Annotated in this window: 22 protein-coding genes and 1 pseudogene; 20 read left to right on the plus strand and 3 right to left on the minus strand. The window is 68.9% G+C overall.

Annotated features, from left to right (window positions below; genetic code table 11):
• Window positions 1–10: 10 nt before the first annotated feature.
• The gene (locus AB0I94_RS29165; RefSeq protein WP_363312679.1) at window positions 11–892 is read right to left on the minus strand and encodes a RecB family exonuclease; all 882 of its coding nucleotides are present in this window, start codon (window positions 890–892) and stop codon (window positions 11–13) included.
• A gap of 130 nt (window positions 893–1,022) precedes the next feature.
• Here AB0I94_RS29165 and AB0I94_RS29170 point away from each other — a divergent pair, with 130 nt between their 5' ends.
• From AB0I94_RS29170 to AB0I94_RS29180, 3 genes are all read left to right on the plus strand, one after another.
• Window positions 1,023–2,552: a site-2 protease family protein gene (locus tag AB0I94_RS29170; protein ID WP_363312680.1), complete on the plus strand. Its 1,530-nt coding sequence runs from the start codon at window positions 1,023–1,025 to the stop codon at window positions 2,550–2,552.
• A 48-nt stretch (window positions 2,553–2,600) separates the two neighbouring features.
• Window positions 2,601–3,512: a tRNA (adenine-N1)-methyltransferase gene (locus AB0I94_RS29175; RefSeq protein WP_363312681.1), complete on the plus strand. Its 912-nt coding sequence runs from the start codon at window positions 2,601–2,603 to the stop codon at window positions 3,510–3,512.
• 201 nt (window positions 3,513–3,713) lie between these two features.
• On the plus strand, window positions 3,714–4,298 hold the full coding sequence (locus tag AB0I94_RS29180; protein ID WP_363312682.1) for a hypothetical protein: 585 nt from the start codon (window positions 3,714–3,716) through the stop codon (window positions 4,296–4,298).
• Between the two features lie 79 nt (window positions 4,299–4,377).
• Here the strand turns inward: AB0I94_RS29180 and AB0I94_RS29185 are convergent, their stop codons facing one another.
• Entirely contained in the window at window positions 4,378–4,692 is a 315-nt protein-coding gene (locus tag AB0I94_RS29185) for a ferredoxin (RefSeq protein WP_363312683.1), read from the minus strand.
• Window positions 4,693–4,946: 254 nt separating this feature from the next.
• On the opposite strand from AB0I94_RS29185, the gene arc reads away from it, so the two are divergent.
• The 6 genes and pseudogenes from arc to prcA all read left to right on the plus strand — a co-directional run bounded on the left by arc (window position 4,947) and on the right by prcA (window position 10,748).
• Window positions 4,947–6,713, plus strand: a complete 1,767-nt coding sequence (arc, locus tag AB0I94_RS29190) for a proteasome ATPase (protein ID WP_361834188.1) — start codon at window positions 4,947–4,949, stop codon at window positions 6,711–6,713.
• A 213-nt stretch (window positions 6,714–6,926) separates the two neighbouring features.
• Window positions 6,927–8,438 carry a depupylase/deamidase Dop gene (gene dop, locus AB0I94_RS29195; RefSeq protein ID WP_363312684.1) on the plus strand — a complete coding sequence of 504 codons (1,512 nt, stop codon included), beginning with the start codon at window positions 6,927–6,929 and terminating at the stop codon, window positions 8,436–8,438.
• Between the two features lie 124 nt (window positions 8,439–8,562).
• Window positions 8,563–8,781, plus strand: a complete 219-nt coding sequence (locus AB0I94_RS29200) for a ubiquitin-like protein Pup (RefSeq protein ID WP_160503981.1) — start codon at window positions 8,563–8,565, stop codon at window positions 8,779–8,781.
• Between the two features lie 145 nt (window positions 8,782–8,926).
• A pseudogene (locus AB0I94_RS29205) lies at window positions 8,927–9,118 on the plus strand (endonuclease domain-containing protein); the annotation flags it as partial.
• A complete protein-coding gene (prcB, locus tag AB0I94_RS29210; RefSeq protein WP_363312685.1) occupies window positions 9,070–9,915 on the plus strand; it encodes a proteasome subunit beta in 846 nt (281 codons plus the stop codon). The pseudogene AB0I94_RS29205 and the gene prcB, both read left to right, overlap by 49 nt.
• Before the next feature lie 53 nt (window positions 9,916–9,968).
• Entirely contained in the window at window positions 9,969–10,748 is a 780-nt protein-coding gene (gene prcA, locus AB0I94_RS29215; RefSeq protein ID WP_363312686.1) for a proteasome subunit alpha, read from the plus strand.
• 67 nt (window positions 10,749–10,815) lie between these two features.
• Here prcA and AB0I94_RS29220 read toward each other — a convergent pair whose 3' ends face one another.
• Window positions 10,816–11,898, minus strand: coding sequence for a LacI family DNA-binding transcriptional regulator (locus AB0I94_RS29220; RefSeq protein ID WP_363312687.1), 1,083 nt, complete (start codon window positions 11,896–11,898; stop codon window positions 10,816–10,818).
• 66 nt (window positions 11,899–11,964) lie between these two features.
• On the opposite strand from AB0I94_RS29220, the gene AB0I94_RS29225 reads away from it, so the two are divergent.
• The 11 genes from AB0I94_RS29225 to AB0I94_RS29275 all read left to right on the plus strand — a co-directional run bounded on the left by AB0I94_RS29225 (window position 11,965) and on the right by AB0I94_RS29275 (window position 21,217).
• The gene (locus tag AB0I94_RS29225; RefSeq protein WP_363312688.1) at window positions 11,965–13,224 is read left to right on the plus strand and encodes an MFS transporter; all 1,260 of its coding nucleotides are present in this window, start codon (window positions 11,965–11,967) and stop codon (window positions 13,222–13,224) included.
• A gap of 9 nt (window positions 13,225–13,233) precedes the next feature.
• Window positions 13,234–14,595: a Pup--protein ligase gene (pafA, locus tag AB0I94_RS29230; RefSeq protein WP_363312689.1), complete on the plus strand. Its 1,362-nt coding sequence runs from the start codon at window positions 13,234–13,236 to the stop codon at window positions 14,593–14,595.
• 130 nt (window positions 14,596–14,725) lie between these two features.
• On the plus strand, window positions 14,726–15,727 hold the full coding sequence (locus AB0I94_RS29235; protein ID WP_363312756.1) for an FKBP-type peptidyl-prolyl cis-trans isomerase: 1,002 nt from the start codon (window positions 14,726–14,728) through the stop codon (window positions 15,725–15,727).
• Window positions 15,728–15,771: 44 nt separating this feature from the next.
• Window positions 15,772–16,146, plus strand: a complete 375-nt coding sequence (locus AB0I94_RS29240) for an FKBP-type peptidyl-prolyl cis-trans isomerase (RefSeq protein ID WP_363312690.1) — start codon at window positions 15,772–15,774, stop codon at window positions 16,144–16,146.
• A gap of 138 nt (window positions 16,147–16,284) precedes the next feature.
• Window positions 16,285–17,238, plus strand: coding sequence for a WYL domain-containing protein (locus AB0I94_RS29245; protein WP_363312691.1), 954 nt, complete (start codon window positions 16,285–16,287; stop codon window positions 17,236–17,238).
• A 15-nt stretch (window positions 17,239–17,253) separates the two neighbouring features.
• Window positions 17,254–18,243, plus strand: a complete 990-nt coding sequence (locus AB0I94_RS29250; protein ID WP_363312692.1) for a WYL domain-containing protein — start codon at window positions 17,254–17,256, stop codon at window positions 18,241–18,243.
• Between the two features lie 11 nt (window positions 18,244–18,254).
• Complete coding sequence (locus AB0I94_RS29255) at window positions 18,255–18,506, plus strand: hypothetical protein (RefSeq protein WP_160510146.1); 252 nt, start codon at window positions 18,255–18,257, stop codon at window positions 18,504–18,506.
• Window positions 18,507–18,515: 9 nt separating this feature from the next.
• Complete coding sequence (locus AB0I94_RS29260; protein WP_363312693.1) at window positions 18,516–18,713, plus strand: hypothetical protein; 198 nt, start codon at window positions 18,516–18,518, stop codon at window positions 18,711–18,713.
• Window positions 18,714–18,962: 249 nt separating this feature from the next.
• The gene (gene tatA, locus AB0I94_RS29265; RefSeq protein ID WP_160503964.1) at window positions 18,963–19,256 is read left to right on the plus strand and encodes a Sec-independent protein translocase subunit TatA; all 294 of its coding nucleotides are present in this window, start codon (window positions 18,963–18,965) and stop codon (window positions 19,254–19,256) included.
• Window positions 19,257–19,303: 47 nt separating this feature from the next.
• Entirely contained in the window at window positions 19,304–20,266 is a 963-nt protein-coding gene (gene tatC / locus AB0I94_RS29270) for a twin-arginine translocase subunit TatC (protein WP_363312694.1), read from the plus strand.
• Window positions 20,267–20,308: 42 nt separating this feature from the next.
• The gene (locus AB0I94_RS29275) at window positions 20,309–21,217 is read left to right on the plus strand and encodes a diacylglycerol kinase (protein WP_363312695.1); all 909 of its coding nucleotides are present in this window, start codon (window positions 20,309–20,311) and stop codon (window positions 21,215–21,217) included.
• The last annotated feature ends 8 nt before the right edge of the window (window positions 21,218–21,225 follow it).

Raw genomic sequence — 21,225 nt, forward strand, 5'->3', positions numbered from 1 at the left:
CTCTCCTTCGCTAGCCCGGGGCCATTCTGCCCTGCGCGTCCTGCGCGGACTCGGGCACCCTCACCGCAAGGGGGTACGGCGGGGGAGTCCCGCCGAATTCCGGACATACGGCCTGGTGGTCGCACCAGCCGCAGAGCTTCGTGGGCCTCGGCCGCCAGTCACCCGTCTCGGTGGCGAGCGTGATCGCCTCCCACAGCGCGTGCAGCTTCCGCTCGACCTGCTCGAGGTCCTCGGTCCTGGGGTCGTACGTGATGACGTCGCCGCTGCCCAGGTAGACGAGCTGGAGGCGGCGCGGGACCACGCCCTTCAGCCGCCACACCACCAGGGCGTAGAACTTCATCTGGAAGAGCGCGCCCTCGGAGTACTCGGGGCGGGGAGCCTTGCCCGTCTTGTAGTCGACGATCCGCACCTCGCCGGTGGGCGCCACGTCCACCCGGTCGATGATGCCGCGCAGCTTCAGGCCCGACTCCAGCTCCGCCTGCACGAACAGCTCACGCTCGGCGGGCTCCAGACGGGTCGGGTCCTCAAGCGTGAACCACCGCTCGACGAGCTTCTCCGCGTCCGCCAGCCAGCGCGCGAGCCGCTCACCCTGCTCGTCGCCGGCGAACAGCTCCGTCAGCTCCGGCTTGGCCTCGCGAAGACGGTCCCACTGGCCCGGGATCAGCTCCTTGGCGCGCGGCGCGGTCCGCTCAGCCGCGGGCGCGTCGAAAAGCCGCTCGAGGACGGCGTGCACCAGCGTGCCGCGGGTCGCCGCCTCGCTCGGCTTCTCCGGCAGCTTGTCGATCACCCGGAACCGGTAGAGCAGCGGGCACTGCATGAAGTCGCTGGCCCGCGAGGGCGACAGGGACGCCGGACGCACGGCCGTCACGGCGCCCTCGGTGCTGGTTTCCATGTAGACAGACCCTACGGCCCGCCACTGACAACGGCCGCATACCATCGACGGCAGACCCTCTCGCCCTGCATGATCGAGCGTGAACCGCGCCGGGCAGGGGCGAGGGACGCTTATCGAACGAGGGGACATCGTGGACGAGAGCGGCGGGAGCGGCAGGCCGCGCTCCGACGGCACGGACGGCCGGCGTCCGGTTGCCGCGGCAGACTCCGCCCACCCGGAGTCGGCACATCCGGTGGACACGGCCGCGGACACCACCGGGGACGGCAGCACCGAAGACACCGCCCGGCCCCAGGCCCGAGACGAGGCGACCCCGCAGGTGCCCGAGTCCGAGCAGGCGCCCGAGTCCGAGCGGGCGCAGGCGCCCGCGGCGGAACCGGCCCGGCCCGCCGACCGCCTCACCAAACCCCCGCGCGACACGCCCGGCAACCCCCCGCGCGACACGCACCCCGAGTTCGCGCACGCCACCCAAGGCCCCACCGAGAAGGCCACCCCTCCGAACGGCAAGAAGAGCCCCGGCGGAGGACTTCTGATGGGACGCCCCTTCGGCGTGCCCGTGTACGTGGCGCCGAGCTGGTTCCTGGTCGCCGCCCTCATCACCTGGGTCTTCGGCGGCCAGCTCGACCGCGTCCTGCCCGAGCTGGGCGCCGCCCGTTACCTGGTCTCCCTCTTCTTCGCCGTCGCCTTCTACGCCTCCGTGCTGGTCCACGAGCTCGCGCACACGGTCGCCGCCCTGCGCTTCAAGCTGCCGGTGCGCCGCATCCAGCTGCAGTTCTTCGGCGGCGTCTCGGAGATCGAGAAGGAGTCCGAGACCCCCGGACGCGAGTTCATCCTCGCCTTCGTGGGGCCGCTGCTCTCCCTCGTCCTCTCGGGCGTCTTCTACGGGGCCATGCGCCTCGTGGAGCCCGGCACCGTCCCCGGCGTCCTGCTCGCGGGACTGATGATCTCGAACCTCATCGTCGCCGCCTTCAACCTGCTGCCCGGCCTGCCCCTGGACGGCGGCCGCATGCTCCGCGCCGTCGTCTGGAAGATCACCGGCAACCCCATGAGCGGCACCATCGCCGCCGCCTGGGTCGGCCGCGCGCTCGCCATCTCGGTCCTGATCGGCCTGCCCCTCCTCAACCAGTCCGGCGCGCTCGGCGGCGAGAGCCAGGACATCGGCGGCATGGACACCATCACGGACGCCCTGCTCGCCGCGATCCTCGCCGCGATCATCTGGACCGGCGCCGGAAACAGCCTGCGCATGGCCCGCCTGCGCCAGCACCTGCCCGAACTCCGCGCCCGCGCGCTGACCCGCCGCGCCGTCCCCGTCGAGTCCGGCACCCCGCTCTCCGAGGCGCTGCGCCGCGCCAACGACGCCGGGGCCCGCGCCCTCGTCGTGGTCGACGCCGACGGCGACCCGATGTCGGTGGTCCGCGAGGCGGCCATCGTCGGCGTGCCCGAGCACCGCCGACCCTGGGTCACCGTCAGCGGCCTCGCCCAGGACATCACCGAAGGCATGCGGATCTCCGCCGAACTGGCCGGCGAGGAACTCCTCGACACCCTCCGGGCGACGCCCGCCACCGAGTACCTCGTGGTCGAGGCCTCCGGCGAGATCTACGGAGTGCTGTCAGCCGCCGACGTGGAGCGCGCCTTCGTCAAGGCGATGGCCCGCCCCAGCTGACGCCGCCACCTGGTCGGCGGCCCCCGCACGGGCCGGTAGGCTGGTCACATGTCCGAACCGACCGGTGCCGCCCGCCGACGCGGGCCCTTCAAGGTCGGGGACCAGGTTCAGCTGACCGACCCCAAGGGCCGCCACTACACGTTCACGCTCGAGGCCGGGAAGAACTTCCACACCCACAAGGGTTCCTTCCCCCACGACGAGCTGATCGGTGCTCCCGAGGGCAGCGTTGTCCGCACCACGGGGAACGTCGCCTACCTCGCGCTGCGCCCCCTGCTCCCCGACTATGTCCTGTCCATGCCCCGCGGCGCCGCCGTGGTCTACCCCAAGGACGCGGGGCAGATCCTGGCCTTCGCCGACATCTTCCCCGGCGCACGCGTCGTCGAGGCGGGGGTGGGCTCCGGCTCGCTGAGCAGCTTCCTCCTGCGCGCCATCGGCGACCAGGGAATGCTGCACTCGTACGAGCGCCGCGAGGACTTCGCCGAGATCGCCCAGCAGAACGTGGAGCGCTACTTCGGCTCCCCGCACCCCGCCTGGCAGCTCACCGTCGGCGACCTCCAGGACAACCTGAGCGACACCGACGTGGACCGCGTCATCCTCGACATGCTCGCCCCGTGGGAGTGCCTGGACGTCGTCTCCAAGGCGCTCGTCCCCGGCGGCATCCTCTGCTGCTACGTCGCGACCACCACCCAGCTCGCGCGGACCGTCGAGTCCATCCGCGAGATCGGCGGCTTCAACGAGCCGACCGCCTGGGAATCGATGATCCGCAACTGGCACGTCGAGGGCCTGGCGGTCCGCCCCGACCACCGGATGATCGGCCACACCGGCTTCCTGCTCACCGCACGCCGCCTCGCGGACGGCGTCGAGCCGCCCATGCGCCGCCGCCGCCCCTCCAAGGGCGCCTACGGCGACGACTACACCGGCCCGAACGCCGGTGGCGGCACCCCCCGCGCGGAAGACTGAAAGCCCCGGCACCGCCGGCACCCGCGTACAACCGCTGAACGCACGGACGCCGTCGCCGAGTTCCCCCCGAAACCGGGGAACTCGGCGGCGGCGTCTTTCGGTTACGGAAGCGGACGACCCCGGTGTTCCGCCGCACTGTGAGGTATGGCACGATGCTGGCCACCTCCCCCACCGGCACAGCCCTCACAGGAGACACTCCTAGTGCAGCACCCCGCCGTCCCGGAACTGGCACACAACACCACCCGCCCCATCCACTGGCTGGCCACCGCGGCCGCGCTCGCCGCCGTCATCGCCGGCTCTTCCTTCCTGCAGCCCGACCCCGCGACCGCCGCCCAGTCGGGCCCCGAGCCGTCCGGGAAGACCGCGGCGGCCCCCGCGCCCGCGACCGCCCCGGACGCGGCCACCGTCACGTACCCCCTCGCCTGCGGCAACGTGAAACCCGTGGTCAAGAAGAAGGCTTCCGGGGACCTCGACGGGGACGGCAGCCCCGAGACCGTCGCCGTGGTGCACTGCGCCGCCGGATCGGGCACACCGCCCGACGGCGTGTACGTCGTCACCCGCGCCACGCAGGGCAAGCCCCGGGTCGTCGCCACACTCGTCGACCCGAAGGACCGACAGAACGTCAGCGACTTCGCCGTACGTGATGGTGTGATCACCGCCACACTCCTCGGCTACTCCTCACCGAACGTGCCCAGCTGCTGCCCCGACCTCCAGGACGAGGCCAAGTGGCAGTGGAAAGACGGCACGTTCGCGCGGTCCACGCCGGCCGAGGCGCACAGCGTGTGACCGCACCGGCGTGAGCAAGGGCCTGTACCCGCCGCTGGACGGCGGGTACAGGCCCTTGCTCACGCGTCAGTTCGTGGCCTCAGGCCGCGTCGGGACCATAGACCTCGACTCTGTCCGAAACGCGGCGCACATGAATGCAGTCGCCCGGGCACTCCTTCGCCGAGTCGACCACGTCACGCAGAAGCGGCAACGGAACGGGCGTTGTGGCGCCCGGAGCCTGCAACAGCTCGTCATCGCCGCTCTTCACATAGGCCAGTCCGTCGATGTCCAGCTCGAAGACCTCAGGCGCGTACTGCGCACAGATGCCGTCGCCAGTACAGAGGTCCTGGTCGATCCAGACCTCCAGCGGATCACGGCTCTCGGAGCCGGTACCGGCCTCGTCTCCCACGGTCATCTCTCCTGCCGATCGTCACGCCGAGTGAGCCGACTTGGCAGCAAGTCGGGCCAGCTCTGACGGGTGTTGAACGCTTCGACGATACAACCGCTCGCTTTCCGATGTTGTTGGGTGGGTAATGACCTGACGTGAGGGAGAGCGCAAGGGTGAAGATCGGACACACCTCTACCGTCTTTGTGATCTAGGGGTTTCAATCGACACCCACCCAGGTAGGGTCTGGAAGCGTCCAGCTCCCCTTGGAGGAGGTGAGGACCGTGGCAGCCCACGACGACGACATCAACCGCGGCATCCGGCCGGGGCGAGGGTCTGAGGACCCCGCCGGTCAGGTTGCCTATCTCGAGCAGGAAATCGCCGTCCTGCGACGCAAGCTCGCCGACTCTCCGCGTCATACGAGGATTCTCGAAGAGCGGATCGTCGAGCTGCAGACCAACCTGGCCGGCGTATCCGCACAGAACGAGCGGCTCGCCAACACGCTCCGTGAGGCCCGCGACCAGATCGTGGCCCTCAAGGAGGAAGTCGACCGGCTCGCACAGCCGCCGGCCGGCTTCGGAGTCTTCCTCGTCGCGAACGAGGACGGCACGGCGGACATCTTCACCGGGGGCCGCAAGCTCCGGGTGAACGTCAGCCCCAGCGTGGAGCTCGAAGAGCTCAGGCGTGGCCAGGAAGTCATGCTCAACGAAGCGCTCAACGTGGTCGAGGCCATGGAGTACGAGAGCGTGGGAGACATCGTCACCCTCAAGGAGATCCTCGAGGACGGCGAGCGCGCCCTGGTGGTCGGGCACACCGACGAGGAGCGGGTGGTACGGCTCGCCGAACCACTCCTCGACGTCACCATCCGGCCCGGCGACGCACTCCTACTCGAACCCCGCTCCGGCTACGTCTACGAAGTGGTTCCCAAGAGCGAGGTCGAAGAACTGGTCCTCGAAGAGGTACCGGACATCGGCTACGAGCAGATCGGCGGTCTGGGCAACCAGATCGAGCTGATCCGCGACGCGGTCGAACTGCCCTACCTCTACCCGGACCTCTTCAGGGAGCACGAACTGCGGCCGCCCAAGGGTGTCCTGCTGTACGGGCCCCCCGGCTGCGGCAAGACGCTGATCGCGAAGGCCGTCGCCAACTCCCTTGCCAAGAAGGTCGCCGAGGTGACCGGACAGGCGTCGGGGAAGAGCTACTTCCTCAACATCAAGGGCCCCGAGCTCCTCAACAAGTACGTCGGCGAGACCGAGCGTCACATCCGCCTGGTCTTCCAGCGTGCGAGGGAGAAGGCGAGCGAGGGCACCCCCGTCATCGTCTTCTTCGACGAGATGGAATCCCTCTTCCGCACCCGCGGATCCGGCGTCAGCTCGGACGTGGAGAACACCATCGTCCCCCAGCTGCTCGCCGAGATCGACGGCGTGGAAGGCCTGGAGAACGTCATCGTCATCGGCGCCTCCAACCGTGAGGACATGATCGACCCCGCGATCCTGCGGCCAGGACGACTCGACGTGAAGATCAAGATCGAGCGCCCGGACGCCCAGGCGGCGAAGGACATCTTCGCCAAGTACCTCACTGAGCGGCTCCCGCTGCACGCGGACGACCTCGCCGAACACAGCGCCGACCGGCGCACCACCGTGGACGGCATGATCCAGTCCGTCGTGGAGCAGATGTACGCGGAGTCCGAGGAGAACCGCTTCCTCGAGGTGACGTACGCCAACGGCGACAAGGAAGTCCTGTACTTCAAGGACTTCAACTCCGGCGCCATGATCGAGAACATCGTCGGGCGTGCGAAGAAGATGGCCATCAAGGCCTTCCTCGACGCCAACCAGAAGGGCATCAGGGTCTCCCACCTCCTACAGGCTTGCATCGACGAGTTCAAGGAGAACGAGGACCTGCCCAACACCACCAACCCGGACGACTGGGCCCGCATCTCCGGCAAGAAGGGCGAACGGATCGTCTACATCCGTACGCTCGTCACCGGAAAGCAGGGCGCGGACACCGGACGCTCCATCGACACGGTGGCGAACACCGGTCAGTACCTGTAGAAGACAGGACGGCTGCGGGTGTCCTTCGTGGGTACCCGCAGCTGTCTGTTTTTCAATGAACGCAATGATCTCCCCACCAGCGCAAAGGCGCTCTAGGCTCTTCGGTACCGCCGAGTCGCGCAGTGCGGGGACGGGCACCGCACACGCACCGGAGAACCAGCGGTACTTGAGCGCCGTTCCCGAAGGGGAGCGCCGCCGGGCAAGGAGGGCCGCATGACCGTACGGCGAGTAATGGGCATCGAGACGGAGTACGGCATCTCCGTCCCTGGCCACCCGAACGCCAATGCCATGCTCACCTCGTCCCAGATCGTCAACGCCTACGCCGCGGCGATGCACCGGGCGCGACGCGCCCGCTGGGACTTCGAGGAGGAGAACCCCCTGCGGGACGCGCGGGGCTTCGACCTGGCCCGTGAAACCGCCGACGCCAGTCAGCTCACCGACGAGGACATCGGCCTCGCCAACGTGATCCTCACCAACGGGGCCCGCCTCTACGTGGACCACGCGCACCCCGAGTACAGCTCACCCGAGGTCACGAACCCCTGGGACGCCGTCCTGTGGGACAAGGCCGGCGAACGCATCATGGCGGAGGCGGCCGAGCGGGCCGCGCAGCTGCCCGGGGCCCAGCCGATCCACCTCTACAAGAACAACACCGACAACAAGGGCGCCTCGTACGGCACGCACGAGAACTACCTGATGAAGCGGGAGACCCCCTTCTCGGACATCGTGCGCCACCTGACGCCGTTCTTCATCTCCCGGCAGGTCATCACCGGCGCCGGCCGTGTCGGCATCGGCCAGGACGGGCACGAGCACGGCTTCCAGCTCAGTCAGCGCGCCGACTACTTCGAGGTCGAGGTGGGCCTGGAGACCACCCTCAAGCGGCCCATCATCAACACCCGGGACGAGCCGCACTCCGACGCCGAGAAGTACCGCCGCCTGCACGTCATCATCGGCGACGCGAACCTCTCCGAGATCTCGACGTACCTGAAGCTGGGCACGACATCCCTGGTCCTCGCCATGATCGAGGACGGCTTCATCGCGGTGGATCTCGCCGTCGACCAGCCCGTACGCACCCTCCATCAGGTCTCCCACGACCCGACGCTCAAGCGTCTGATCACTCTGCGTAGCGGCCGGACACTCACCGCTGTCCAGCTCCAGATGGAGTACTTCGAGCTGGCCCGCAAGTACGTGGAGGAGCGGTACGGCTCCGACGCCGACGAACAGACCAAGGACGTCCTCGCCCGTTGGGAAGACGTCCTGGGCCGCCTGGAGAGCGACCCGATGAGCCTCTCCGGAGAGCTCGACTGGGTCGCCAAGCGAGAACTCATGGAGGGCTACCGCCGCCGTGACAGCCTCGACTGGGACGCGGCACGCCTGCACCTGGTCGACCTCCAGTACGCGGACGTACGGCCCGACAAGGGCCTCTACAACCGTCTGGTGGCACGCGGCAAGATGAAGCGCCTCCTGGAGGAGCCACAGGTGGAGCGCGCCCAGACCAAGCCTCCGGAGGACACGCGCGCGTACTTCCGTGGCCGCTGCCTGGAGCAGTACGCGGACGACGTGGCCGCGGCCTCGTGGGATTCGGTCATCTTCGACCTTCCGGGGCGCGACTCCCTCCAGCGTGTGCCCACACTGGAGCCGCTGCGCGGGACGCGGAACCACGTCAAGGAGCTCCTTGACCGCTGCCGCACGGCGGAGGATCTGGTACGGGTGCTCTCCGGAGGCTGAAAGACCCGGCGTGTGGGAATCATCGAGGTGGTCCCCGGACGTTGCAGTAACTACGGGGCCGATGTCAGACCTGGCTTATAGGGTCTGATCAAGTGCATCGAACCTAACGAGCGGGGTGAGGTAGATGGCGACCAAGGACACCGGCGGCGGACAGCAGAAGGCGACGCGTTCCACCGAGGAGGTCGAGGAGCAGACAGAGGAAGCGCAGGGCTCCGAAGACCTCAAGGAGCGCCAGGAGAAGCTGAGCGACGACGTGGACTCCGTCCTGGACGAGATCGACGACGTCCTTGAGGAGAACGCCGAGGACTTCGTGAGGTCCTTCGTTCAAAAGGGTGGGGAGTAGACTCTTTCACCTTCGTTTCGAAGGATTGAAGCGGAGGTTGTGAAGGGGGTTGCTGGGTTGGCCGATGACCGGCGGGCGTAAGACCGCCGTGCCTCGGATGACCTGGCGACGCTCTCCGGCCGGACCCCATGTGATCTCTCCGAACGCTCCAGCCGTTCATGTGGATCACCGCCATGAGACGGGTAGGGTCCCTGGCGTACGGTGCTTCAACTGCAATGCGGCCATCGGCAAGTTGGGAGACGTTCCCGACACCTTGCGTCGGGCCGTCACTTACCTGGAAGGAAACGCGTGGAAGCCAACACTCGTAGCACCGGGCGTCTGCCGGCTGCCTTCCTGACGCCTGGTTCCTCGTCCTTCATGGACTTCCTGTCCGAGCATCAGCCCGACATCCTGCCGGGCAACCGGCAGTTGCCGCCCACGCAGGGTGTGATCGAGGCGCCGCACGGCACGACCATCGTGGCGACGACGTTCCCCGGTGGCGTGGTGCTCGCCGGTGACCGGCGGGCGACGATGGGCAACGTCATCGCACAGCGCGACATCGAGAAGGTCTTCCCGGCCGACGAGTACTCAGCGGTCGGCATCGCCGGCACCGCCGGTCTCGCCGTGGAGATGGTCAAGCTCTTCCAGCTGGAGCTCGAGCACTTCGAGAAGGTCGAGGGCGCCACGCTCTCCCTGGAGGGCAAGGCCAATCGTCTCTCCACGATGATCCGGTCGAATCTGGGAATGGCCATGCAGGGCCTGGCCGTTGTCCCGCTCTTCGCGGGGTACGACGTGGACCGCGAGAGGGGACGCATCTTCAGTTACGACGTCACGGGCGGCCGTTCCGAGGAGCATGGCTTCGCGGCCACCGGCTCCGGCTCGGTGTTCGCGCGTGGTGCGATGAAGAAGCTCTACCGCAACGACCTGTCGGAGCAGGAGGCGACGACGCTCGTCGTCCAGGCGTTGTACGACGCGGCGGACGACGACTCGGCGACGGGTGGTCCGGATGTCGCCCGCCGGATCTATCCGATCGTCACCGTGATCTCCGACGAGGGGTTCCGGCGGCTGGGAGATGAGGAGTCTTCCGAGATCGCCCGCTCGATCCTGGAGCGGCGCCTGGAGCAGCCCGACGGCCCGCGGGCCGCGCTGCTCTGATCGATCCGTATTCGCCACTGACTGAGTCACTGACAGAAAGGGACGGATAGCCGGTGTCGACGCCGTTCTATGTCTCACCCCAGCAGGCCATGGCCGACCGGGCGGAATACGCCCGCAAGGGCATCGCCCGCGGTCGCAGCCTTGTCGTGCTGCAGTTCGCCGATGGCATCGTGTTCGTCGGCGAGAACCCGTCCCGTGCGCTGCACAAGTTCAGCGAGATCTATGACCGGATCGGCTTCGCGGCCGCCGGCAAGTACAACGAGTACGAGAACCTGCGGATCGGTGGCGTGCGGTACGCCGATCTGCGGGGGTACACCTACGACCGTGACGATGTGACGGCCCGTGGGCTCGCGAATGTCTATGCCCAGACGCTGGGCACGATCTTCTCGAGCCAGGCGGAGAAGCCGTACGAGGTGGAGTTGGTCGTCGCCGAAGTGGGTGCCACGGCGGACACCGACCAGATCTACCGGCTGCCGCATGACGGTTCGATCGTGGATGAGCACGGCTCGGTCGCGGTCGGTGGCAATGCCGAGCAGATCAGCGCGTACCTCGACCAGCGTCATCGTGACGGGATGTCGCTGGCGGAGGCGTTGAAGCTGGCCGTGCAGTCGCTGTCGCGTGACACCAACGGCAGCGAGCGCGAGATCCCCGCGGAGCGGCTCGAAGTGGCGGTGCTCGACCGTACGAGGCCGCAGCAGCGGAAGTTCAAGCGGATCGTCGGGCGTCAGCTCGCGCGGCTGCTCGAGGGGGGCGCGTCGGCTCCCACGGACGCCGCGTCCGACAACGAGGAGGAGCCGGAGACGGATTCCGACTCCGGGTCCTCCGAAGAGTAGTTCGGTTCGTCGTACGCCCCGTGTCCCGGCCTGTGGTCGGGCGCGGGGCGTACGCGTGTGTGGAGGTCTAGGGGGCGGCGGTCGAGCCGCGGATCACCAGTTCGACGGGGAGTGTGTCGGCCTGGGGTGTGTGTCCGTCGAGGACGGCGAGCAGGGAGGTCATGCCGTGTGCGCCGAACCGCTCCGCCGGGAGCCGCACGGTGGTGAGTTCGGGTTCCACGGCGGTCGCCAGGGTGAGGTCGTCGAAGCCGGTCACGGAGAGGTCCTCGGGGACGCGCAGGCCGAGGCGCCGGGCCGCCTTGCAGGCGCCGGCGGCGAGGATGTCGTCGTCGCAGACGAGCGCGGTCGGGCGGGTTCCCGGCGTGGAGAGGGCGGCTTCCGCGGCCTCGCGGGCGTCTTCGACGGTGAGGAGTGCCCGGGCGGTGCGCACGGCGGCCTCGGTGCCCCTCAGCGCCGCCGCGAGGGCGTGGGAGCGTACGTCGAAGGTCCAGGAGTCGACGTCCGCGGCGAGGTGCAGGAAGTCGCGGTGGCCCAGGGCGAGGAGATGTTCGGCCACCTGGCGCATGCCGTCGCCGATGTCGAGGTTGACGGTGGCGGCGCCGAGGCTGTGCGCCGGGTCGCTGTCGAGCATGACCAGGGGGAGTGCGTCGCCCTGGATGGTGGCGAGCGCGTCGGAGGCGATGGAGGACGCGATGATGCCGTCGAGGGCCGCGCGGCTGGAGTCGAAGGGGTCGCGGGCGGGGCCCATGCCGTCGGGGGAGGGGTAGAGGACGACTCCGAAGCCGTGTTCGGCGGCGACGCGGGCGGCTCCGGTGTAGACGCGGGCGAAGAATTCGTTGGTGAGGGCGGGGACGACGAGGAGCGCTGTCCTGGTGCGGCCGAGGCGGAGGTTGCGGGCGGCGAGGTTCGGGCGGTAGCCCAGGTCGCGGGCGGTGGCCCGGACGCGCTCGGCGGTCCGCTCGGCGACCCGGCCGCGCCACTTCTCGCCGAACACCAGGGAGACGGTGGCCTGGGATACGCCGGCGGCGCGTGCGACGTCGCGGCTCGTGGGGCGCGGCCCCGCGGGCTCCTTCTGTGGCCCGGCCACTACTGGTACCTCCCAGATCGGTGCCGCGGGGGAGATCGGGATGGACCCACGGTGAGTGCTCATGGTACGTATGACGCTCGAAGTTATACGTACAACCTCAGCGCTGGGCGCAGAGTGAGGGGCGGGAACATGGCTGCCGGATACGCGGAGATCCTCCGGACGAGATACGCCGGGCGGCTGCTCGCGGGCACGCTGGTGGGCCGGCTGCCGAACGCGACGGCCGCGATCGCGATCGTGCTGTTCATCCGCGCCGAGGGCGGGACGTACACCCTGGCCGGTGCTCTCGCCGCCGTGTACGGGGTGACCAACGCGGTGGGGCAGCCGCTGCTCGGTCGCCTGGTGGACCTGTACGGGCAGCCGCGCATCCAGCTCCCCTCCGCGGTCGTCTCCGCCCTCGGCATGGGGGTTTTCGCCTTCACCGGGCCCGATTCGCTCGGCCTCGCGTACGTCGCGGTGGGCGTGGCGGGTCTCTTCACGCCGCCCCTCGAAGGCGGCCTGCGCGCGCTGTGGCCGAGCGTCCTCGGCAAGGAGGAGCAGGTGCACACGGCGTACGCCATGGACGCCATCGCCCAGGAAGTCATGTTCACCGTGGGCCCCTTGCTCATCACCGGCTGCGCCGCGCTCTGGTCCGAGCAGGCCGCACTGCTCGTCGTGAACGCCATCGGCCTGCTGGGCGCCCTCTCCGTAGTGGTGTCCCAGCCCTCGCGCGCGTGGCGCTCGGCACCTCGTGAGGCGCACTGGCTCGGCGCGCTGCGCTCACCCGGGCTGCTCGCGCTGCTCGGCGCTTTCCTCTTCATCGGCATGGCGCTCGGCTCCATCACCGTCGCCGGTGTGTCGTACGCCGACGAACACGGCGGGGACGCGGTGTACGGCTGGATGATGGCGGCGCTCGGGCTCGGCGCTCTTGTCGGCGGTTCCGTGTACGGGGCGCGGCAGTGGGCCGGCGTGCCGGAGAGGCGGCTGACCGTCCTGGTGGCCCTGCTCGCCCTGGGCTACTGGCCGTTGACGCTGACGCCCGGTGCGGTCGCGATGACGGCGCTCGTGGCCGTCGCTGGGGTCTTCCTCGCGCCGGCGCTCGCGTGCGCGTTCATCATCGTGGACCGGCACGCGCCGCGGGGCACCGTCACCGAGGCGTTCTCCTGGCTCGTGACCACGTTCACGGTCGGCGCGTCGCTCGGTACGGCCGCCGCGGGGCCGGTCGTCGAGTGGGGCGGGACCGTGTGGGGCTTCGCCGTTCCGGGGGGCGCGGGCGTCGCCGCGCTGCTTGTTCTGCTGGCCACGGCTCGGGCGCTCGTACTCCCCGCTGATTCGACGGTCGTTGCGGGTTCATCGGAAAATGATCGAAACGGTGCCGTCGAACCCGGTTTCAGGGCAGGGCATCAGGCGTAATGTTCAGTCATGGACCGCCGCATTTTCGGGCTGGAGAATGAGTACGGCGTCACGTGCACGTTTAGGGGACAGCGCCGTCTGTCGCCTGACGAGGTGGCGCGCTACCTCTTCCGCCGTGTTGTCTCATGGGGCCGCAGCAGCAACGTCTTTCTGCGGAACGGCGCCCGCCTCTATCTTGACGTCGGGTCACATCCGGAATATGCGACACCGGAATGTGACAACGTGACCGAGCTGGTCACGCACGACAAAGCGGGCGAGCGCATTCTGGAAGGCCTGCTCGTCGACGCCGAACGCCGCCTGCACGAGGAGGGAATCGCGGGCGACGTCTATCTCTTCAAGAACAACACCGACTCGGCGGGAAACTCCTACGGCTGCCACGAGAACTACCTGGTGGCCCGGCACGGGGAGTTCTCGCGGCTCGCGGACATCCTCATTCCCTTCCTCGTCACGCGACAGCTGCTGTGCGGCGCGGGCAAGGTGCTGCAGACTCCACGCGGCGCCGTGTACTGCGTCAGTCAGCGTGCCGAGCACATCTGGGAAGGGGTCTCCTCCGCGACCACCCGCTCCCGGCCGATCATCAACACCCGCGACGAACCGCACGCGGACGCCGAGCGCTACCGCCGGCTGCACGTCATCGTCGGTGACTCGAACATGTCCGAGACGACCATGCTCCTGAAGGTCGGAGCCACCGACCTCGTGCTGCGCATGATCGAAGCGGGCACGGTGATGCGCGACCTGACCCTGGAGAACCCGATCCGGGCGATCCGCGAGGTCAGTCACGACATCACGGGCCGCCGCAAGGTGCGTCTGGCCAGCGGCCGCGAGGCCTCCGCCCTCGAAGTCCAGCGCGAGTACTACGAGAAGGCCGTGGACTTCGTGGAGCGCCGCGGCATCCGCACGGGCACGGTCGAGCAGGTCCTCGAGCTGTGGGGCCGCACGCTCGACGCGATCGAGGCTGAGGACCTCGACCGCATCGGCACGGAGATCGACTGGGTCATGAAGTACAAGCTCATCGAGCGGTACCGAGCGAAGAACAACATGACCATGTCGCACCCGCGGGTCGCGCAGATAGACCTCGCATATCACGACATCCACCGCCGTCGCGGGCTGTACTACCTCCTGGAGAAGAAGGGGCAAGCCGCCCGCATCTGCAACGACTTGAAGATCTTCGAGGGCAAGTCGGTGCCGCCGCAGACCACCCGCGCGCGGCTGCGGGGCGACTTCATCCGCAGGGCCCAGGAGCAGCGCCGCGACTTCACGGTCGACTGGGTGCACCTCAAGCTCAACGACCAGGCACAGCGCACGGTGTTGTGCAAGGACCCCTTCCGGTCGGTGGACGACCGCGTGGAGAAACTGATCGCCGGAATGTAACCCCTGATACAGCAGGCGCGTTGCGGGAACGCAACGCGGGGCGCCGTACGTTCCTCGTACGGCGCCCTTCTCCATGCGTAGAGTTGCGCGCACGCCAACCGACAAGATCGACCGATACGAGGCCCCCACCGTGCGCCGACGCTCACTTCTCCTTGCTGTTCCGGCCGGCCTGCTCACGCTGGCCGGGTGTGGTGACGACAAGAAGGCCGACAAGGCCAAGACCAGCGACAGCCCAGCCCCTTCCAACTCGACCTCGGCCGCGCCGACGGCGAAGATCGTGGACGGGCCCCTGCCCGAGATCACGAAGGGGACGAAGTTCGGTCAGAAGCCGACCGTCGCGAAGGGGTCGGGCAAGCCGTCCTCCGACCTCGCGGTGAAGACCCTGGTCGAGGGCAAGGGCGCCGAGGTGAAGAAGGGCGACTACCTCCAGGCCAACTACCTCGGCCAGATCTGGGCCACGGCCAAGGTCTTCGACAACTCGTACGACCGCGGCAACCCCACGGTCTTCCCGATCGGTGTCGGTCAGGTCATCCCCGGCTGGGACCAGGCGCTCGTGGGCAAGAAGCTCGACAGCCGTGTGCAGCTCGCGATCCCGCCGAAGATGGGTTACGGCACGGAGGGCAACAAGCAGGCGGGCATCAAGGGCGACGACACGCTGGTCTTCGTCGTCGACCTGGTGAGCACCTTCAGCGCCAAGAGCTCGGCCAAGGGCAAGGAGGTCGCGCAGTCCAACATCGACCTGCCCAAGGTCGGCACGAACACGGACGGCAAGGCCCCCTCGATCGACGTCCCGAAGAAGGACGCCCCGAAGAAGCTCGTCGCGAGCTACATCCTCGAGGGCGACGGCGAGGAGATCAAGAAGACCGACAGCCTCCTGTGCCAGTACAAGGGCGTGCTGTGGGCCGACGGCAAGGAGTTCGACTCCTCGTACAAGAGGAACGAGCTCGCCTCGTTCCAGCTCGCGCAGGTCGTCAAGGGCTGGGCGCAGGGCCTGACCGGCAAGAAGGTGGGCAGCCGCGTCCTGGTCGTCGTCCCGCCGAAGCTCGGGTACGGTGACCAGCCGCCGCAGGGCAGCACCATCAAGAAGGACTCCACGCTGGTCTTCACCGTGGACATCCTCGCGAAGATGTAACACTGTCCCGGCTGGTCATTCGTATCAAAGCAGGAGCATGAGACGTGAGTATCGAGAAGCCCGAGATCGACTTCCCCGACGGTCCGGCCCCCACCGACCTCGAGATCGTGGACATCTGGGAGGGCGAAGGCCCTGAGGCGAAGGCGGGCGCCACCGTCTCCGTCCACTACGTGGGTGTGGCTTTCTCCACAGGTGAAGAGTTCGACGCCTCCTGGAACCGCGGCACGCCGCTCCAGTTCCAGCTGGGCGCCGGCCAGGTCATCGCCGGCTGGGACCAGGGTGTGCAGGGCATGAAGGTCGGCGGCCGGCGCAAGCTGACCATCCCGTCCCACCTCGCGTACGGCGAGCGCGGCGCCGGTGGCGGCCGTATCGCGCCCGGCGAGGCCCTGATCTTCGTCTGCGACCTCGTCGGCGTCTGAGCGACGCCTGAGGCCAGGGTCTGATCAGACCTGTCCACCGAGGGTCCATGCCTGTCCTGGCGTGGGCCCTCGGCTTTTGCCCGGACACCCCGGGGCGGTACGGTCGGCGGTCGGAAGCACTGTTGAGAAAGGGCGTCGATGGCCATTGCCAAGGCCGAGCGGCTGATGAACCTGGCGCTGTGTCTGCTGGGGACGCGGCGACCGCTCAGCAAGCGCGAGCTGCGCGAGTCCATCGAGGCCTATCTGGAGGCGGGGTCCGACGACTCCTTCAACCGGATGTTCGAGCGCGACAAGGACGATCTGCGCGAACTCGGCCTGGTCATCGAGACGGTGGAGAACCTCGACGGCGAGGTGGGCTACCTCGCGCGCCGCGACAGCAACCGCCTCCCGCCCATCACCATCGACGCCGAGGAAGCCGCCGCGCTCGGCCTCGCGGCCAAGGTCTGGCAGCAGGCCCGGCTCGCCGGGGCCGCCAGCGGCGCCCTGCAGAAGCTGCGCGCCGCCGGGCTCCCGGAGGACCTCGACCCGTACGGGACGCACAGCGCGCTCGAACCGCGCATCCCCGTGCACGAGGCGTCCTTCGAGCCGCTGATGCTCGCCTGCCGCGACCGCCGCCCCGTCGTCTTCGACTACCGCAAGGCCACCGCGGCCCGCCCCGAGCAGCGCCACGTCGAGCCGTGGGCCCTGGAGTGCTGGCGCGGCCACTGGTACCTCGCGGGCTGGGACCGCGACCGCGGCGCCGAGCGGGTCTTCAGGCTCTCGCGCATCACCGGGAAGGTCCGCTCCCGCGCCGGGAAGTTCACCGCCGACATCCCCGATGTGGTCACGGTGCGCGAGACCGTCGCGAGCTGGGCCGGGGAGAGCGCCGACCGCTCCGCCCTGATCCGACTGCGTACGGGCGCGGGCTATCCGCTGCGCGCCAAAGCCGCCCGGATACGTGAAGTGGGCGAGGGGTGGGACGAGTTGGAGATTCCGTACGGGCACGGGCTCGACGCCTGGCTGGTGGAGTTCGGACCCGATGTGGTGGTTCTGGAACCCGCCGAGCTGCGGGCCGACGTAGTGGACCGGCTGCGCGCCGTGGCCAAGGGCTGAGGGGACGTACAGACCATGGCCTCGAACGCCATCGACCAGACCCGGCGGATGCTTTCGCTCGTGACCTATCTGCGCGAGCGCCCCGGCGCCCACGTACACGACGTCGCCCGCGCCTTCGGCATCACCGAGGACGAGCTGATCTCCGACCTGGACGTGCTGCCGCTGTGCGGGACCAGTTTCCGCGGTGGTGACCTCCTGGACATCGACACCGACGGCGACCGCATCTGGTGGCACAACCCGGACGACGTGGCGGCCCCCCTGCGGCTCGCCGCCGACGAGGCCACCGCGCTCCTGGTGGCCGCCCGAGCGGTCTCCACGCTCCCCGGGCTGCGCGAGAGCGACCGGCAGGCGCTGGTGCGCGCCACCGCGAAGCTGGAGACGGCGGCCGGAGAGAACGCGGGCGCCAGCGCCCGCCTCTCGGTGACCTTCGAGTCCGAGGGCGGCGTCTTCGCCGAGGTCGACCGCGCCATCTCCGAGCGGCGCAGGCTCTGGCTGCGCTACTACTCACCGGCGCGCGACGAGCTCACCGAGCGCGAGGTCGACCCGATCCGGCTCTTCGCCGTCGGGCACACGTACATGGAGGCGTGGTGCTACCTCTCCGAGGCGCGCCGCACCTTCCGCCTTGACCGGGTGGCCGAGATCAGAATTCTGGACGAGCCGTCCGCGCCGCCCGAGGTCGAACTGCGCGATCTCTCCGAGGGGCTCGTACAGCCCGCCGCGGAGGACCCCGAGGTGGTCATCGAGGTCGGCCCGGGCGGCCGCTGGGTCGCCGAGTACTACCCCCACGACGCGGCCGATGAACTCCCCGACGGCGGCCTGCGGATCACGCTGCGCACCCCGGAGCCCACCTCGCTGCGCAGGCTCGCGCTGCGGCTCGGCGGTGACGGGCACATCGTCTCGCCGACGGATCTCGCGGACAGTGCACGGCAGGCCGCACGCGAGGCACTCGCGGCCTATGACCGACACCCTGACGGGTCGTACGACAGGCAGGAGCAAGGGCATTGACCACCAGCCTTATGTCTGAGATTCCCGGAATGTCGAGAATCGCCCCCGTGCTCTTCAAGGCCGCCTGCCCCGACTGCCGCGCCCGCTTCGAGCTCTCCGCCGGCGCCCTGCGGTTGGCCATCGGAGCCTCGGCCCGCACCACCTTCTACTCCTTCACCTGCCCCGAGTGCGGCAACGCGGTGCGCAAACCCGCGGGCGAACGCATCGTCGAGCTGCTCACCGGTGGCGGGGTGCGGACACTGCGTCTGCACTCGACCGTCTAGGCTCGGCGCATGTTCTGGGCGATGCTGGCGATCGCCGCGGGGTTCTGTGGCCTCGCGGTGCTCGGCGTACTGGCGATTCGGGTCTTCATCGAGGCGCAACGCCTCAGCACTCAAGTGACGCAGACCACGCAGCGGATCAATCGCGCGGCGGAGGATCTCGAGGCGGCGGCGACGGGTGTGGCCCGCGCGAGCCGAGACGTCCTGTAGCTCCCGTGCGTCCGGCCGATGCCGCTGAGACGCGCATCGACGTCGCGGCCTGTCAACTTCCCTTGTCCGGAAGGTACGCTGCTGAAGTAGCCCGGAGTGCGAGGCGCGGGCCGCAACTGGGGGTACGCACAGGGATTGCCCTGCGTTCACCCCTGAGCGTTACGATCGCTGTCAGCACGGTGGCCGGACAGCAAGTCCGACCTGTCCGGCAGCCCCGCCCCTGCCGCCTCGGTGAGAAGGTAAAGACGTATGTTTTCCGGAAAGATCGGCGCCCCCGAGATCATTCTCATTCTCGTCGTTGTCATTCTTCTGTTCGGCGCGAAGAAGCTTCCCGACATGGCCCGGTCGCTCGGCAAGTCCGCGCGCATCCTCAAGAGCGAGGCCAAGGCGATGAAGTCGGACGGCAAGAAGGACGAAGCCGCCCCGGCCGATCCGCCCGGCGACCCTTCCGCCGCTCAGCCGCGCACCATCCAGGCCGCGCCCGGCGACGTGTCCAGCTCCCGCCCGGTCACCGAGCCCACCGACAGCACCACACAGCGCTGATCCAAGGCCGGCGACGGCCGGCCTGCCGCACGAGATGAGGACGTGGGTTGCTCAAGTCTGCCCGCAAGAAGGAACAGGATCCCGAGGGGCGGATGCCGCTTGCGGAGCACCTTCGCGAGCTCCGCAACCGGCTCGCGAAGGCCGTGCTGGCCATCATCGTCGTCGCGATCGTCGCTGCCTTCTTCTACAAGGACATCATCGAGTTCTTCACGAACCCGATCCTGAGCTCCGTAGGCTGCGAGTCGAGCTTCACCGAGTTGGCGGACAAGGGTGGCGAGGAGACCTGCGCGCGCATCGTGCTGAACGGTCTGATCACGCCGTTCACGCTCGCCCTGAAGATCTCCCTGATGGCCGGTGTGGTGCTCGCGTCGCCGATCTGGCTGTACCAGCTGTGGGCCTTCATCGCGCCGGGCCTGCACAAGAGCGAGAAGAAGTACGCGTACGCGTTCGTGAGCGCCGGCTTCCCGCTGTTCATGGGCGGCGCGTTCTTCGCGTACAAGACGCTGCCGACGATGGCACGGGTGCTGCTCGAGTTCTCACCCACCGGCGTGGACAACCAGCTGCCGCTGGACGAGCTGATCGACCTGGTCACCCGCATGGTGGTCGTCTTCGGTCTCTCCTTCGAGCTGCCTCTGCTCCTGGTGATGCTCAACCTCACCGGAGTCATCACCGGCAAGCGCATGCTCGGCTGGTGGCGCGGCATGATCATGGGCATCACGGTCTTCGCGGCCGTGGCGACGCCCAGCACGGACCCGCTGACCATGATGGCCCTCGCCGGACCGATCTGGGTGCTCTACTTCGCGGCCACCGGCTTCTCACTCCTGAACGACCGGCGCAAGGCCAGGATCGAAGCGGCGGGGCCCGACGACGACGAGGCGTCCGATCTCGACCTGACCCCCGAGGACGTCGGCGAGATCGAGCCCGTGTCCGCGAACAGGGCGCTGCCCGAGCAGGCGAGCGGCGACGGAGCCAAACGGGACCGGGTGAACGGTTTCGACGACGTGACCTGATCTTGTAAGGTCCTGCCCCACACTCCGTCCGGGGGGACCCCAGTGACCAGCGAGATCACGCTCTTCGTCAATCCCACCGCGGGCCGCGGCCGGGGCGCCCACGCGGCGCAGCCGGCCGCTTCCGCGTTGCGGGCCGCGGGTCACTCCGTACGCACGGTCATCGGTGAGGACTCCGCCGACGCGCTGCGCCGTGCCCGCGACGCCGTCGATGCCGGGACGCGCGCGCTGGTGGCCGTCGGCGGTGACGGCATGGCGAGCCTCACGCTGCAGGCCGTCGCGCGGACACCGACGCCGCTGGGCGTGATCGCCGTGGGCACGGGCAACGACTTCGCGCGTGCCCTCGGGCTCCCGGTGCGTGATCCGGCCGCCGCGGGGGCCGTCATCGCCGAGGCGCTCGACGCGGGGCGCACCCGCGACGTCGACCTGGGCCGGGTGGGCAAGACATGGTTCGGCACCGTGCTCGCCTCCGGCTTCGACTCACGGGTCAACGACCGGGGCAACCGGATGCGATGGCCCACCGGACGCTTCAAGTACGACCTCGCGATGGCTGTGGAGCTCGCGGCCTTCCGGCCCATCCCGTTCCGGATCACGCTGGACGACGAGCAGGTCCACGAGGCCGACGCGACGCTCGTCGCCGTAGGGAACGGATCGTCGTACGGCGGGGGCATGAGGATCTGCGCGCGGGCCGACATGAGCGACGGCCTCTTCGACGTCACGGTGGTCGGCGACTGCAGCCGTACGACGCTCCTGAAGGTCTTCCCCCGCGTCTACAAGGGCACGCACCTGGACCACCCCGAGGTCACCGTGTTCCGGGCATCGAAGGTGGAGCTGGCTGCCCCGGCAGTCACCGGTTACGCGGACGGCGAGCAGCTCGGCGGGTTGCCGCTGACGGCACAGTGCGTGCCGGGGGCCGTGCGGGTGCTTGGACCTGAGGGGCCGAGGGAGCCGTAAGGCAGATA

This window comes from Streptomyces sp. NPDC050147 (assembly GCF_040660195.1).
Classification (GTDB): domain Bacteria; phylum Actinomycetota; class Actinomycetes; order Streptomycetales; family Streptomycetaceae; genus Streptomyces.